At 36.1% G+C, this 15,494-nt stretch carries 11 protein-coding genes; 4 read left to right on the top strand and 7 right to left on the bottom strand.

From position 1 onward, the window contains the following. Window position 1: 1 nt before the first annotated feature. A complete protein-coding gene (locus RBH95_RS08695) occupies window positions 2–763 on the bottom strand; it encodes an MBL fold metallo-hydrolase (protein WP_307899193.1) in 762 nt (253 codons plus the stop codon). A 94-nt stretch (window positions 764–857) separates the two neighbouring features. Between RBH95_RS08695 and RBH95_RS08690 the strand changes: the two genes are divergently transcribed. After that, the gene (locus RBH95_RS08690) at window positions 858–2,309 is read left to right on the top strand and encodes a TonB-dependent receptor (RefSeq protein WP_307899192.1); all 1,452 of its coding nucleotides are present in this window, start codon (window positions 858–860) and stop codon (window positions 2,307–2,309) included. 62 nt (window positions 2,310–2,371) lie between these two features. Here the strand turns inward: RBH95_RS08690 and bcp are convergent, their stop codons facing one another. Next, window positions 2,372–2,824, bottom strand: a complete 453-nt coding sequence (bcp, locus tag RBH95_RS08685; RefSeq protein WP_307899191.1) for a thioredoxin-dependent thiol peroxidase — start codon at window positions 2,822–2,824, stop codon at window positions 2,372–2,374. Window positions 2,825–2,861: 37 nt separating this feature from the next. On the opposite strand from bcp, the gene nth reads away from it, so the two are divergent. Beyond that, on the top strand, window positions 2,862–3,521 hold the full coding sequence (gene nth / locus RBH95_RS08680; RefSeq protein WP_307899190.1) for an endonuclease III: 660 nt from the start codon (window positions 2,862–2,864) through the stop codon (window positions 3,519–3,521). A gap of 224 nt (window positions 3,522–3,745) precedes the next feature. On the opposite strand, the gene RBH95_RS08675 is transcribed toward nth, so the two are convergent. Beyond that, complete coding sequence (locus RBH95_RS08675) at window positions 3,746–4,330, bottom strand: RNA polymerase sigma factor (RefSeq protein WP_307899189.1); 585 nt, start codon at window positions 4,328–4,330, stop codon at window positions 3,746–3,748. Window positions 4,331–4,639: 309 nt separating this feature from the next. Here RBH95_RS08675 and uvrA point away from each other — a divergent pair, with 309 nt between their 5' ends. Continuing rightward, window positions 4,640–7,423 carry an excinuclease ABC subunit UvrA gene (gene uvrA / locus RBH95_RS08670; RefSeq protein ID WP_307899188.1) on the top strand — a complete coding sequence of 928 codons (2,784 nt, stop codon included), beginning with the start codon at window positions 4,640–4,642 and terminating at the stop codon, window positions 7,421–7,423. 139 nt (window positions 7,424–7,562) lie between these two features. On the opposite strand, the gene RBH95_RS08665 is transcribed toward uvrA, so the two are convergent. After that, on the bottom strand, window positions 7,563–8,630 hold the full coding sequence (locus RBH95_RS08665; protein WP_307899187.1) for a DUF3667 domain-containing protein: 1,068 nt from the start codon (window positions 8,628–8,630) through the stop codon (window positions 7,563–7,565). A gap of 526 nt (window positions 8,631–9,156) precedes the next feature. Here RBH95_RS08665 and RBH95_RS08660 point away from each other — a divergent pair. Then, a complete protein-coding gene (locus tag RBH95_RS08660) occupies window positions 9,157–10,224 on the top strand; it encodes a hypothetical protein (RefSeq protein ID WP_307899186.1) in 1,068 nt (355 codons plus the stop codon). Between the two features lie 92 nt (window positions 10,225–10,316). On the opposite strand, the gene RBH95_RS08655 is transcribed toward RBH95_RS08660, so the two are convergent. Genes RBH95_RS08655 through RBH95_RS08645 form a run of 3 tightly spaced genes read right to left on the bottom strand, consistent with a single transcriptional unit; the run spans window position 10,317 to window position 15,484 of the window. After that, window positions 10,317–11,774 carry a lipopolysaccharide biosynthesis protein gene (locus tag RBH95_RS08655; RefSeq protein WP_307899185.1) on the bottom strand — a complete coding sequence of 486 codons (1,458 nt, stop codon included), beginning with the start codon at window positions 11,772–11,774 and terminating at the stop codon, window positions 10,317–10,319. A 16-nt stretch (window positions 11,775–11,790) separates the two neighbouring features. Beyond that, on the bottom strand, window positions 11,791–13,074 hold the full coding sequence (locus RBH95_RS08650) for a glycosyltransferase family 4 protein (protein WP_307899184.1): 1,284 nt from the start codon (window positions 13,072–13,074) through the stop codon (window positions 11,791–11,793). Then, complete coding sequence (locus RBH95_RS08645) at window positions 13,061–15,484, bottom strand: YfhO family protein (protein WP_307899183.1); 2,424 nt, start codon at window positions 15,482–15,484, stop codon at window positions 13,061–13,063. Before RBH95_RS08645 ends, RBH95_RS08650 begins: the two co-directional genes overlap by 14 nt. Between the last annotated feature and the right edge of the window lie 10 nt (window positions 15,485–15,494).

Below are 15,494 nucleotides of genomic sequence, written 5' to 3'. Positions count from 1 at the left end.
TTTAAATAGAAATTTGTAGGTTATCATACGCCAAGAAAACGTTGCTTGGCAATTTTTGTTGTACGTCGTCGTGAAATCCCAAAAGATGACTTATATGTGTGAGATACGCTTTCCCCGGATTCACCCGTTCTATAAAATTTAGGGCTTCTTCTAAATTGAGATGTGACATATGAGGCTCTATACGCAGTGCATTCACTACCAAAACTTTTAAATCCTTTAGTTTCTCCACCTCTTCATCAGTAATGGTCTTCATATCTGTTAAATAGGCAAAATCACCAAATCGAAAACCAAATACCTGAAGTTTGTGATGCATTAAATTAACGGGTATAATTTCTAAACCTCCCAAAGTAAAAGGGGTATTGGCAATAATATTGGATATCACGCCTGGTGCTCCTGGATATTTATTTTCGGTTTCAAAAATATAATCAAACCTTCTCTCAAGTCCTTTAATAACGCGCTCGTGGGCATAAATGGGCATGTCGCCTTGCCTAAAATTAAAGGGTCTAATATCATCCAGTCCCGCTGTATGGTCTGCATGTTCATGAGTAAAGATTATACCGTCCAATTTTGTACATCCAGCCCTTAGCATTTGTTGCCTAAAATCGGGACCGCAATCCACTACATAGGCATGATCACCCCACTCCACCAACACAGAAACCCGCAACCTCTTATCTTTAGGGTTTTCACTTAAACACACGGGATGTGTACTACCAATAATAGGGATTCCCTGCGATGTACCGGTGCCTAAAAACGTAACTTTCAAATCATCTGAGTTTGGAACAAAAATAATGTTATTTTTTTGTTTACCATGGTATTTTAATACCTTTGTGGCATACTAAAAACCCGGATTTAAAAAGATGGAAATAACCTTAAAGGGAGATAAAGAATTCGATGATGTACCTTCGTTAAAGTCGAAAGCACTTCGAATAAACCTTAATGAGAATATTTATGGAACTTTTGCCGAAATTGGCGCTGGACAAGAAACGGTACGTCAATTTTTCAGAGCGGGAGGCGCTTCTGGGACCATCGCCAAAGCTATGTCTGCTTATGACAAAGACTTTAGTGATGCCATCTATGGAATTGAAGACGATAAGCGTTACGTAACCGAAGCCCGTTTGCGTAAAATGCTTAACCATGAGGTTAACTTAATAGAAAAACGACTTCCTAGGGATAAACACCCTCACAAATTATTCTTTTCGTATGCCAACACCGTGGCTACCATAGATTTTGCGAAAAATTATAAGGGACACGGTTGGGTAGGAATTAAATATCAAGTTGATCCAGAGCAAGAATACAACGAGATTATTCTTCACTTGCGTTTTAAAGAAAATGATGCAAGATTGCAACAAGAAACCTTGGGTGTACTTGGTACAAACTTGATTTATGGTGCTTTTTATAAGTATAATGAACCTAAGAAACTCTTAAGGTATTTATATGACCACTTGGACAAAGACCAATTAGAAATTGACACTATCAACTTCAGTGGTCCCATCTTTAGTGAGGTTGATAACCGTTTGATGAGTTTACAATTGGTAAAAAATGGCATGACCGATGCCGTAATGTTTGCTCCGGACGGTAACAATGTACTCCCCGCTCGAGTGTTGTACAAAAAGAATATTTTGGCATTCCGAGGAAGCTTTAGACCTGTTACCAAAGTGAATATGGACATGTTCCATAAATCTCATGACATGTTCATTAAGGAAAATAAAGTAGATGCCAAGAACACTCAGGTGGTATTTGAAATTACACTTTCCAATTTACGTGCCGAAGGAGAAATCAACGAGCAGGACTTTATGGACCGTGCTAAACTATTATGTTCTTTGGGACAAACGGTACTAATTTCCAATTTCCAGGAATATTATCGTTTAGTTGAGTATTTCTCGCAATATTCTAAAAATAGAATGGGATTGGCCATGGGCGTTAACAACTTGGTAGATATTTTTGATGAGAAATACTATCGTCATTTAAGTGGAGGTATTTTGGAAGCCTTTGGAAAATTATTCTTCAAGGATTTACGCGTATACCTTTACCCTATGATGAACAAAGACGGTACATTGGTGACCAGCGAAAACCTGAAAGTACACCCTAGAATGAAGGAACTTTACAAGTTCTTTAAATACAATGGAAAGGTAGTTGACATTACCGATTATGATCCTAGTATTTTATCCATCTTCTCTAGAAAGGTACTTAAAATGATTACAGAAAGTGAAGACGGTTGGGAAAACATGTTACCAGAAGGTGTTGCCAAATTAATAAAAGAAGAAAACTTATTTGGATTTGAAACCGAAGAAGTTTATCACGAAGAATAGTGTAATAACTATTGAAACAATAAATAAAAGACCTTTTGAAACTATCAAAAGGTCTTTTCTCTTTATGCCAAAATTTGATCTGTGTGAGCTTTTGTTTTTACTTTAAGAATAACATCTTCAATAATTCCATTCTCATCAATAATAAAGGTGGTTCTATGGATTCCATCATACTCACGCCCCATAAATTTCTTAGGTCCCCAAACCCCATAGGCGTTAATAACCTGCTTATCCTCATCAGCTAAAAGTGGATAAGGGAAATCATATTTGTTTTTAAAATTGGATTGTCTTTTTTCCGAATCTGCGCTAACGCCCAAAATATCATAGCCCAAGGCTTTGAAGCGCTCATAGTTTTCACTTAAATTACAAGCTTCAGCTGTACAACCAGGTGTACTCGCTTTCGGATAAAAGAAAAGTACTAACTTTTTACCTTTATAATCGCTTAGTGTTACGGTGTTTCCTTGTTCGTCTTTTGCCGTAAAATCTGGAGCTTTATCTCCTATCTTTAATTGGGTCATAATTATTAACTTTGAAGTTTGTACAAAAATACAATTTATGACCAAGCAAGAAAAAGTGGACTTTGTAATTACCACTTTAAAAGACCTATATCCAACAATTCCTATTCCATTAGACCATAAAGACCCCTACACTCTATTGATTGCGGTGCTAATGTCTGCACAAAGTACCGATGTAAGAGTCAACCAAATTACGCCTTTACTGTTTGAAAGAGCTGATAACCCATATGATATGGTTAAACTTTCAATTGAAGAAATAAGGGACATTATAAAGCCCGTAGGCCTGTCTCCTATGAAAAGTAAAGGTATTCATGGCTTATCGGAAATTTTAATTGAAAAACATAATGGCGAAGTGCCACAGACGTACGAAGCATTAGAGGCATTACCCGCCGTAGGCCATAAAACAGCGGCAGTTGTACTTTCCCAAGCCTTTGGGATTCCAGCTTTTCCAGTAGACACTCACATACACCGATTGATGTACCGTTGGAATTTGAGCAATGGCAAAAACGTGACACAAACCGAAAAGGATGCCAAAAGATTGTTCCCAGAAGCATTATGGAATGACCTTCACTTGCAGATTATTTGGTACGGAAGAGAATACTCTCCTGCCAGAGGTTGGGATCTCGACAAAGATATTATTACCAAAACCATTGGTAGAGCTTCTGTAATCAATGACTATTATAAAATGAAAAAGCCCTGATTTCTCAGGGCTTTCAAAGTTTAGTTTAGAAGTGCTTCAAACTTCAATTTATTACAATGTATAACACTTAAAGCCTTTGAATAGTTTAAAAGAAAATCTACGGTTTCTTTTTTAGGATTAAGATTATCTTTTTTTGGGGGTGTGCATTCTGAGTAAAGTTTTGCCATTATTAAATTTTTAGGTTCTTATAATCTAAATAACGCACAAAAAATCACTTTATTATATCAATTTGTTAAAATTATATTATTTTTTTCAATTACCTTTCTCAAATTGATTAATGCATAGCGCATTCTACCTAAAGCAGTATTAATACTTACGCCTGTAACATCCGAAATTTCCTTAAAACTCATGTCTTTGTACATGCGCATTACCAAAACCTCTTTTTGATCTTCCGGCAGTTCTTCAATAAGACGTCTTATATCACTTTCCACCTGATTTTTAATAATCTGCTTTTCGGCATTTAAAGCACCATCTCCCAAAACGGAAAAAATACTGAATTCCCCAGTATTGTCAAATTTCGGCATCCTGTTGCTCTTTCTAAAGTGATCAATTACCAAATTGTGGGCAATACGCATTACCCAAGGAAGAAATTTTCCTTCCTCATTATATTTCTTCAATTTCAAGGTTTTAATAACCTTAATAAAGGTATCCTGAAAAATATCTTCGGTAACATCTCTATCCAAGACTTTGGAATAGATAAAACTGTAAATCTTTTGTTTGTGCCTATAAATAAGTACGGAAAGAGCGTTCTCATCTCCGTTAATATAATTCCTTACTAAAACAGCATCAGTGATAAGTTCGTTTTTCATAATAATTACTTTAATGGCTCGAAGTAAACTTCCTAGCTTGGGGTTAATTTTCTAAAGTAATATTATGTTATAGGCAAGTGTTTTTTTGATTGCTTGAGCTCCAAATATAACAACTATAAAAACAAAAAAGCAAAATTTAACACTAAACTTTAACATTTTGTTTATACTAAAACCTGCATTTCCTGCAAAACGTTATACAATTTTTACCCTTTTTTAGGATGCAATACGTTTTCATTTTAACGATGTGAAATTAATTTATTCAGATAAAATACTTGTAGTATCTTTGCAAATCTATAAGTAAAAGGCACTATGAGCATTAATATTTCCGAAGTAAATCCAAAAGAGAATATCATCATCAAAGGCGCAAAACTTCACAACTTAAAAAATATTGATGTCGTTATTCCCAGAAATAAATTGGTGGTAATCACAGGACTATCGGGTTCTGGCAAATCTAGTTTGGCTTTTGACACCCTTTACGCCGAAGGACAAAGGCGTTATGTAGAAAGTCTGTCCAGTTATGCCCGTCAGTTTTTAGGAAGACTCAACAAACCTAAGGTGGATTACATTAAGGGTATTGCCCCAGCTATTGCTATAGAACAAAAAGTGAATTCTACCAATCCGCGATCTACGGTAGGAACCACTACCGAAATTTACGATTACCTAAAACTCTTATTTGCACGTATTGGCAAGACCTACTCTCCTATTTCAGGCAATGAGGTGAAGAAGCATACTACACAAGATGTTTTAAAATATATTAAGCAATTTGAAGATGGTGAAAAATTACTGCTCCTCTCTCCTATTATTCTTGAAGAAGGGCGTACCATGGAGAACAAACTTAAAGTATTACAGCAACAGGGCTACGCAAGAGTTAAACATGAAAATGACGTTCTAAGAATTGAAGATGCTCTTCAAAACGCATTGACTGCAGATGTTGTTTTGGTGGTAGACCGAGTTATAGTCAGACACGAAGAAGATTTTTACAATCGATTGGCAGATGCCATTGAAACAGCCTTTTTTGAAGGGAAAGGTTCGTGTACCATAGAAGCACTTTCCAACGGAGAGCAACGTACCTACAATAACAAATTTGAATTGGACGGTATGACCTTTTTGGAGCCTAACGTCCATTTATTCAGTTTTAACAACCCTTACGGTGCCTGTCCAAAATGCGAAGGTTACGGAGATGTAATAGGCATTGATGAAGATTTGGTCATCCCAAATACAGGATTGTCGGTATATGAAAATGCTATCTTTCCTTGGAGAGGAGAAAGTATGAGTTGGTATAGAGACCAATTGGTGAACAACTCGCATAAATTTGATTTTCCAATCCACAAACCTTACTATCAATTATCCGAAGCTCAAAAACAATTGGTATGGGAAGGAAACAAATACTTTGAAGGCTTGAATTCCTTTTTTGAAGAACTGGAAGCCAAAGCTTATAAAATTCAGAACAGAGTTATGTTGTCCCGTTACCGAGGGAAAACAAAGTGTACCGTATGTCATGGAAAACGTTTAAGAAGTGAAGCCAATTACGTAAAAATTGGAGGCGCAACGATAACTGATTTAGTAGAACTGCCACTAAGCCAATTAGCTGATTTTTTTGATGCTCTTGAATTAAACCAATACGACACAAAAATTGCTGAGCGTCTGCTAAAGGAAATCACTAACCGCCTGTCATTCCTTAAAAATGTAGGGCTTGAGTATTTAACCCTAAACAGACGTTCCAATACTTTATCTGGAGGAGAAAGCCAACGTATCAACCTTGCCACGTCCCTTGGAAGTAGTTTGGTGGGCTCCATGTATATTTTGGACGAACCAAGTATAGGTCTTCACCCAAAAGATACTCAAAAACTAATTAAAGTACTTGAAGCCCTTCGTGATTTGGGAAATACGGTGATTGTGGTAGAACATGATGAAGATATCATGAACGCCGCCGATGAAATTATTGACATAGGCCCAGAAGCAGGAACTTTTGGAGGTGAAGTGGTTGCTACTGGAACTTACAAGGATATTTTAGCTTCCAAATCACTGACTGCTCAATATTTAAACGGCCAACTGGAAATTAAAGTACCTCAAAAAAGACGCACTTCAAAATACCACATCGACATTATTGGAGCTAGAGAGAATAACCTTCAGAACATTGACGTAAGATTTCCTTTGGAAATGCTCACGGTGATTACCGGTGTTTCTGGTAGTGGAAAAAGTACCTTGATCAAGAAGATTCTCTTTCCTGCCATTCAAAAGAAATTAACTGATTTTAGTGATAAACCAGGCCAATTCACAGAACTGCAAGGCAACTTTAAAAACATAAAGCATGTCGAGTTTGTAGACCAAAATCCAATCGGGAGATCTTCTCGCTCTAACCCAGTTACATACATCAAAGCTTACGATGATATTAGAGCATTATTTGCTTCTCAAAAACTGAGTAAGATCCGCAATTATCAAGCCAAGCACTTTAGCTTTAATGTGGATGGTGGCCGTTGCGAAACTTGTAAAGGAGAAGGTGAAGTTACTATAGAAATGCAGTTTATGGCTGATGTGCACCTAACCTGCGAGACCTGTAACGGCAAACGTTTTAAAAAGGACATATTAGAGGTAACCTTTGAAGGTAAGACCATCGACGATATTTTAAACCTTACCATAGATGAGGCTATTGCATTCTTTTCTGAACATAAAGAAACAAGAATTCAGTCTAAGCTTCAGCCCCTTCAAGATGTTGGTTTGGGCTATGTTACCTTGGGTCAAAGTTCTTCAACGCTTTCGGGAGGTGAAGCACAACGAATTAAACTAGCTTCTTTCCTTGGGAAGGGAAGCAAAAGTGATAACGCTCTCTTCATTTTTGACGAACCTACAACAGGACTTCATTTCCATGACATCCAAAAATTGCTCAAATCTTTTCAGGCCCTAATTGACAAAGGGCATTCCATTATTGTTATTGAGCATAATTTGGATCTTATTAAATGTGCCGATTTTATAATTGATTTAGGTCCAGAAGGCGGCCAACACGGAGGACAACTGGTAGCTGTGGGTACCCCAGAAGAAATTGTAAGAAATGAACACTCTATTACAGGTAAATTTCTCAAAGAAAAACTTTAATCGATTTTAACAGATTCCAGACTTTTTATTCCTCTAAAAAACAGTATCTTGCGCCCACGCTGAAAGCAATTGAAACCCCTTTAATTTATTAATCTACATATAGCAGGGAGCTTGTCTCATTCGTTTGAGACAAGCTTCTTTAGTAAAACATAAATGCTGAAACTCCCATTACAATTACTGCCAACGGAATTACAAACATCAAGAAGCTAAAGGATACAATACTAGCCTTTAAAAAACTTAAAAACCATCCTTGCCTATAGAACTTTTTAATGGCAATCAATAAATAAAAGAAGGTTGAAAACATAATAAAACTGTTTATCCAACCTGGAAACCCTTTCCAAACCAAATTACAGATTACCAATATGCTAAAAACCATGAATAAGAAAGAGAAAAAGTAAAAGGTAAAAACCAGATGGTGCGCATACTTTCCCTTTCGATAGAAAAACAACTTTAAAATTAGTGCAAAAATTGGAAGCAAAATAAACATGGAAATAGGAATGCTATCATAAAATGCTTGCAAAATAGAGCCTCCACTCCTATTCTTATAAAATTTTAATGCTTGGTGATACAAACGCCTGGTAAAAGCACTGTCGTCGTCGTCCATTCCCATTTCTTTATAAATATCCTCATCAGGAGCACCAGAAGCAATTAAAGAATCTATGGCTTCCTGATTAAAATTGAATCCAGTTTTAAGCACCTCTTTTTCTTTTGGCGCCTTCAAGGAATCCAAAACCTTAAAACCAGATTCGTCCAATTGGAAACCAACCTTGGAATCTTTCAGTTTTTGATTTACCTCTGCAACTGTTACCGAATCTGAAACTGCTCGTTTAATAGAATCTAAATATTCTTTTTTATGCTCAAATTCGGATTTTAGAGCTGTATCCAACTTTTGAGTTTGTTCTCTAGTAACAAATGAGAACACGAAGAAAAAAACAACCGAAATAAACAGATACATCTGTGCAGGATGCAAATACAACAAGCGTTTTCCGCCAATAAATTTACTTGCCAAATAGCCAGGCCTGGTCATTAAGGGAATAAAACTCTTAAAAAAACGGGCATCAAAAGAAAAGTAATTACTGATGGTATTATAGAACAAAACTCCTAAAGTTAACTGTTCATCAACCTTTTGACCGCAATAGGGACAAAACTCAAATTGAGCATCAAAATTATTTTCACAATTTTTACAAGTAATCTCAGATTGATCCATCTGCTATGATTTGCTGGTTAGCAAGTTAAAAGTAATAAAAAGAATTTTACTACATATTATAAGGAATAGATAAAATCAATAAATCCAGATTATAGCACCCAAATAAAAAAAGACCTTTAAAAGGCCTTTTAAAATTTTTAACTCAATTGGACTATCTGGCCACAAAATCACCTAAGAAAATAAAAATATGCCCCGTAGTACTATCAATTTGCAAATTGTATGTGTTTGGGTAGTTATTCCCCGGCTTTTCAAACTGCAAAGGTTGTGTAAAATCGCAAAATAACTCCGTAGCGGTTTGTAAAAAGTCCAAAGCAAACTTTGTTTCAACAAATACATATTTTTTATTATTGAAAATTTAATCGACGGACCATTCAATAAAACACAACCAATACCTAACTGATAAATAGGTTATTTAACCTATTAAATCACATCGTCCTGATCTGATTGTTGAGTATACATTGTAAAGGCAAATCATATTTGGCACGCTGTTTGTTTTGTATAAACTGAACCCTTAAAATCATCTATTATGAAAAAGATTATTTTATTATTTACGAGTTTACTTCTAGCAGGTGTATCTGTATTCGCAACATCTACTTACAGCAACAATACTATTTCCCACACCTATGCAGGAGGTTATGGTAATTCTTTCATTTTTACGGAAGGTGGAATAGAATTTTCCATATTTCCAGATGGCCAATTCGATTTTTATGTTCCCAAATATGGACCCGATGTAAATGTGGCTTTCAATTCACCAAATTTCTCAATAAGCTTTAATTCTGGATATAACTACAGTCCTTTTATTCAGTATGACGACTTTGGAGCAATCATTCAAATTGAACATGTGCCTATTTTTTATGATTACTACGGAAGAATTGTAAGAGCAGGAAACGTAAATATCCACTATAACAACTTTGGTCGTATTGCAAGAATAGGCGGTTTATATGTTCATTACAATAACTACCGAACCTATACCCATTGTACTGGTTATATAAATGTTTATAACCGAGCCTATGTGTATCGACCATGGCATAGATACTATGTGGTTCCGTCCTACAATTATTGCATGGTAAGTCCTAAACCTTATAGAAGGCATTATACACCAGTAAGACATAATTATTACAGACCTTACCATAACAATGCTAGACCCGTTAATGTTAATGGACGCAGAAGTGCTGTAGCAATTAATTCTAGACGTACCAACGCACAACAAAACCGAACTCATGAGCGTTATAGACAAGAATCCACACCGCAAAGACGTGTGGCTACGGTTAACAATAGAGCGACGGAAGGATCATCTAGAACTAAAAGCGTAGCAAATAATAGAAAAACTTCAAATTATTCAAATTTGAATAGAAATACTCAAAATTCTAGAATACAAACAACTAGAACGAGTAGTTCAAGAAAAACGGTAAATAACAGTTCTGAAAGACGAAAAAAATTAGAATCGAGACAACCAAATCGTTCTAATGATCGTACATATAATAGCAGACAAACAAACAGTAGAGCTGCTAAAGTAACTCAAAGTAGAAATACAACTTCTTCGAACAAAAGAGCTACCAATAATGGTTCTCAAAGAAGTTCTGGAAGAAGATAACATATATACAATTTTTGGTTGGTTAGTTAGAAATCCCCTGTGAGAAGTATGCCTCAAAGCAGCTCACGGGGTTTTCTCATTTAATAGACTAACTATTTTTTAAATCTCTTCTCTACAAGCTCATGGATATCCTGGGAAATCCGAAATTTAAAAACCAGTAAACCGTATAACAAGACAATCAAAAACGATTTTAAACAAATATTTAATATTGGATGAAACGGAAAATCCCATACATAGAACAGAGGCAATAGCAATACAATCAATAAGCTTAATTGCACTGTCCCCTTACTAAAGGGCCATATTCCAAATTTCATTTTGACAAAGTATATTTTTATAGAGTTATAGATAAATATAGCTATAAAGGTTGCTATTGCCGCTCCATTCATTCCATACTTAGGAATAAAGACTAAATTTAACAGAACAATTAAAATGGTCAACAATACCCCAAAAAACAAGACCATTCTATAATAATCACTGTTGAACAAAATGGCGTTGTTATTCCCCATCACATTATCGTATAATTTTGCTGCACTAATCAAAAACACCACTAACAAGCCTTCTCTAAATTCCTTTGGAATAATTAAATAAAGCTCATTAATATTCAAAACAATCAACAAAAAAATCAAGCCACTTACTACGTAGAGGTTTAGTGAGGACCTTTGGTAAAGTCCCCTTAGCTCCACCGTGTTTTTATCATTTAACAATTTTGCAGTTAAAGGCATCAAAATTTGGTGCATCGCCCTTTGAGGCACCGCAATAACGGTGGCTATAAAAATGGCCACACTATAATAAGCCACTTCTTCAATATCTGGCCGTAACTTACCCAACATGAACTTATCAATATCCAAAATAAGCGTTGCTATAGAACCTGCTATGATGATAAGCGACGAATACTTTAAAATAGCACTCAAATTTTCAATTTTAGAAAATCGAATCACCGGCCAACGCACACTATACGCATACAGTTTCATTACCACCATCCTTAGCACATATACCCCAACCAAAGCATTTATAAACTGTTCTACGGTAAACCAATTAAAATAAACGGCAAATAGGAGGATCATAATCGCTATTCGGTGGAATACTTCCTTCATGAAATTTCCAAAAACCGTTTGCATCTGTACTTTGGCCCAAGCAAAAAACACTTCAAAATAGGCCATAGCCACAGCTGTGATAAAAATATGCCACACGTAGCCTTTCACGATTTCATTTTCGGCACCCAACCAATTGGAAATCATATCATGGGCAAAAAAGCCTATACCCCCTATTGGAATAGCCATTGCCAAAGGCAAAAACAACATTAAGGTTAAAAAACTGTTGATGCTATTTTTGGTTTTATAAGTTGAATAAAACTTAATCATGGTGTTCTGCACCCCAAAAGCCATTAAAGGCATCATGATATTGGCCGCAGATAAGATAAAACCAACCAATCCATAATATTCGTCAGAAATGAAATTGGTATACAAAAACAAAGTATTGATGGCACCAATACCAAATCCTAGATATGTACTGACTGTGTTTTTAAAGGATTGTTTAATGACAATTCCCATATAAGTTCAGGTTGGTTTAAATTAGTTTGGACAGTTTTTCAGTCAATGATTTTCTACTGTATTGTTGCAAACCAATAGGCTGTGTTACCAATGAATTTGCTTTGTAAGCTTCAAAATACAATAATATTTGCGACTTTATACGCTGCTTTTCATCGTAGTAAAAATAGTGTCCTGTGTTGGTTTCCTTAATAATTCGTTCCACATCAGACTGTCTAGGCCCAATAGCAATTATGGGCGTATTGGAAATCATATACTCAAATAATTTCCCGGGAATGATCACTTTGGTATCTTCAGAATCTATTTCGATTAACAACAACACCTGTGATTGCATTTGGGCTTTTATCGCTTCGCTATGCGGCACATATCCCTCTAAACGAACATATTCCCTTAGGTTATGCTTATAAATACTCTGAAGTACATCGTCGCTAACCACCCCTGTCAAATTAAGTTGAAACACTTTACGGAAGGCTTCATTTTCTTCAATCAACTCAGCAATAGCTTGCCAAAATTGAACAGGATTACGTTCAGACAACAAAGACCCGATATGGGACATCGTAAACTTTTTATCCTTTTTGGGTCTAGCGACCTTATGAGTATCGTATCCGTTGGTGATAACCGTTATAGGCTGACTCGTTTTGGTTTCAAACTCCAATTTAGTGTTATTACTTGTTACCAAAATATGGTTGGCAGTTTGCAGCACTTGCTGCTCCAATTTCAAGTGCTTTTCTTTAGAAGATTTAGAAAGCTTAAGTTCCTTGTGATAACCAATCGTAGTCCAGGGATCCCTAAAATCTGCAATCCAAGTCACTCCTAATCTAGCCTTTAACTGCATTCCTATTAAATGCAAGCTATGTGGAGGTCCTGTGGTTATAATCGTTTCAATGTTATTCTTTGAGATATATTCTGAAAGAAATTCAACCGAAGGTCTTACCCAGTTTTTACGAGCATCTGGAATAAAAAAGTTACCACGAACATACAGCAATAGCTTTTGAACAAAGGATTGCTTTTTGGCTTTTGGAATTACCCCAGAGCTAATCTCACTGGCTTTGTTCTTGGAAATGAAATTGGCAAAACGATAGGGTTCTTTAATAGGAAATTTTAAAACCGTGATGCCTTCCGGAACTTCATTCAACATATTTTGGTCCACAATAGGATAATTGGGGTTCTCCGGACAAAACACGATAGGTTCCACAGTAAATTGTGGCAAATACTTTACGAATTTCAACCAGCGTTGCACTCCAGGTCCGCCAGCTGGAGGCCAATAATATGTTATAATGAGTGCTTTTTTAGGCACTTTCATTTATTTTTTTATATCCTAAAAATCCACCTCCAATAAGTAACAGAACCAATACAATGGAACTCGCTAAGGAAATCTTACTACCTGTTGCGATTACTTTTGGTTCAAACTTAAACTCTATGGTGTGTGTACCCGATGGCACATTCATTCCTCTCAATACATAATTGACTCTAACGTGATCTGTCTCAACGCCATCTACATAGGCTTGCCAACCTTGACCATAGTAAATTTCAGAAAACACTACAAAACCATCATTCTTATTATTGGAAGAATATTTTAGGTAATTCGGTTTAAAATCAGTTAAAGTGATCGTCGCTAAAGAATCTACCGAAAACTTTTTCGATTCAATTGGCAAAGAAGAAATCGCCGTAGTTTTGGTATTCAAACTATCCAATAACAAAATTTCCTCATTAGCCGTTTCAACAGCTTTCAAGTCCGAAACAAACCAAGCATTACCATTAGCTTCTTCATTGGTGTAAGGAAACACATTTCCTTTTTCATCTTGAGCAATGATGTACTTTGTATTCAACATATTGAGCACTTCCATATTGTTTTTGGACACATGGAACTCATACAATTCATTATAACGTCCCAATTTCGCAGCGTGATATCCACTTAAAGAGTTATGGAAATAAGAAGCTCTAGCTCCTCCTGAAGTTAAATCAAACACTCTATAATGCGATTGATCCTTCATGATTTCCAGATCCACCGCAGAAGCTTGATAAGGATTATTCACCTTTAAAGAGGATACAAAATTATCATTGTTCACATAGCGTCGATCCACACCAACCAAGTCAAACACAATCAATAAGGCAATTACCAAAATAACTTTTCCTTGCGACAATTTTTTGCGAAGGAATAAGAAAATAGTTCCGGAAGCCAATAGTACCAAAACCAACGTTCTGATGGTATCTGCTGTAAACATAGACTTTCTATCTTCTCTTAAGGCATCTACAAAACTTTGACCATATTCACCATAAGCCTGACGGAAATAGCCATCATTTATACCAACAAAATCCAAGAAAGAAGATTTAAACAATAAAAAGATTAAAGCCAAACCACCCGTAATCATCGCCGAATACTTTAAAGCCTTTTCCTTGGTTCCCTTACTGTCTTCATTTTTAAATAATTGGGTAAGCCCCAAAATAGCCAATACAGGAACACACAATTCCAAAATCACCTGAATGGAACTAACAGCCCTAAATTTGTTATATAATGGGACATAGTCTATAAATAGATCTGTTAGGAACCCTAAATTCTTTCCGTAAGACAATAATAAGGATAGTATAGAGCCTCCCACAAGCCACCATTTTAAGCGACCCTGCAGCAAAAACAAAGCTAAAACAAAGAGAAATAATACCACCGCGCCAATATAGGCAGGTGCTTCCACAATGCTTTGGTCTCCCCAATACGTAGGTGTGGCCTGCACTTCTCTTGCAGCCTCTACTGGAGAGGCCCCAATATTGGTATAAAACTTATACATGGCAGAATCTGGCCCCACATCTTCATGGCTACCACCTCCCATAAATCGAGGGATAAACAAATTAAATGTTTCCAACAATCCATAACTATATTCGGTGATGTAATCTTTACTTAAACCACTAGTAACTTCTCTAGGGGAACCATCGGCATTTATGGTCAATTCACTTTTGCCGCGGGTACTTTCTTTAACATATTCTTGAGTCGCCATGATGTTCGTGGCATTCAGTCCTACGGCCAAAATAGCTGCTACAGCCATCATTCCAACGGATTTAAAAAAATGTGGTAATTCCTTTTTTCTATAAGCATCCACCAAATAAGCAACACCTAAAACCAACACTAACAACAGCAAGTAATAGGTCATTTGAAAGTGGTTAGCACAGATTTCCAAAGCCAAGGCAACGGCAGTTAGTAGAAAACCTCCAATATACTTCTTTCTAAAGGTGAGTATAATTCCACTCAATACTAAAGGCATATAAGCAATAGCATGTGCTTTGGCATTGTGTCCTACTCCTAAAATAATAATAAGATAGGTGGAAAAACCGAAAGCCAAAGCTCCCAATCCTGCTAACTTAAAGTCCACCTTTAGCACCAATAATAGAATATAAAACCCTATAAAATATAGAAATAGATAATCGGCTGGTCTTGGTAAAAACCGAAGCGTTAAATCTAATTTCTTGATGTAGTTATGGGGATAATGTGCTCCCAATTGATAGGTTGGCATTCCTCCAAAAGCACTGTTGGTCCAATAGGTTTCTGTACCTGTTTCCTCTCTAAAATCGTTTTGTTGTTTGGCCATCCCCTTATAGTGCATAATATCACTTTGGAAGATTTCCTTTCCTTTTAAAACGGGACTAAAATATGCTAATGAAACAACAATAAAACCTACTAAAACCAGTAAGTGTGGAAGAATTTTTCTGATTGGAAAATGCATGAATATATAT

It is taken from the genome of Mangrovimonas sp. YM274, assembly GCF_030908385.1.
Taxonomy (GTDB): domain Bacteria; phylum Bacteroidota; class Bacteroidia; order Flavobacteriales; family Flavobacteriaceae; genus Mangrovimonas_A.
Note: the sequence above shows the minus strand (reverse complement) of the source record. Positions and strands in the feature narration are given on the sequence as shown.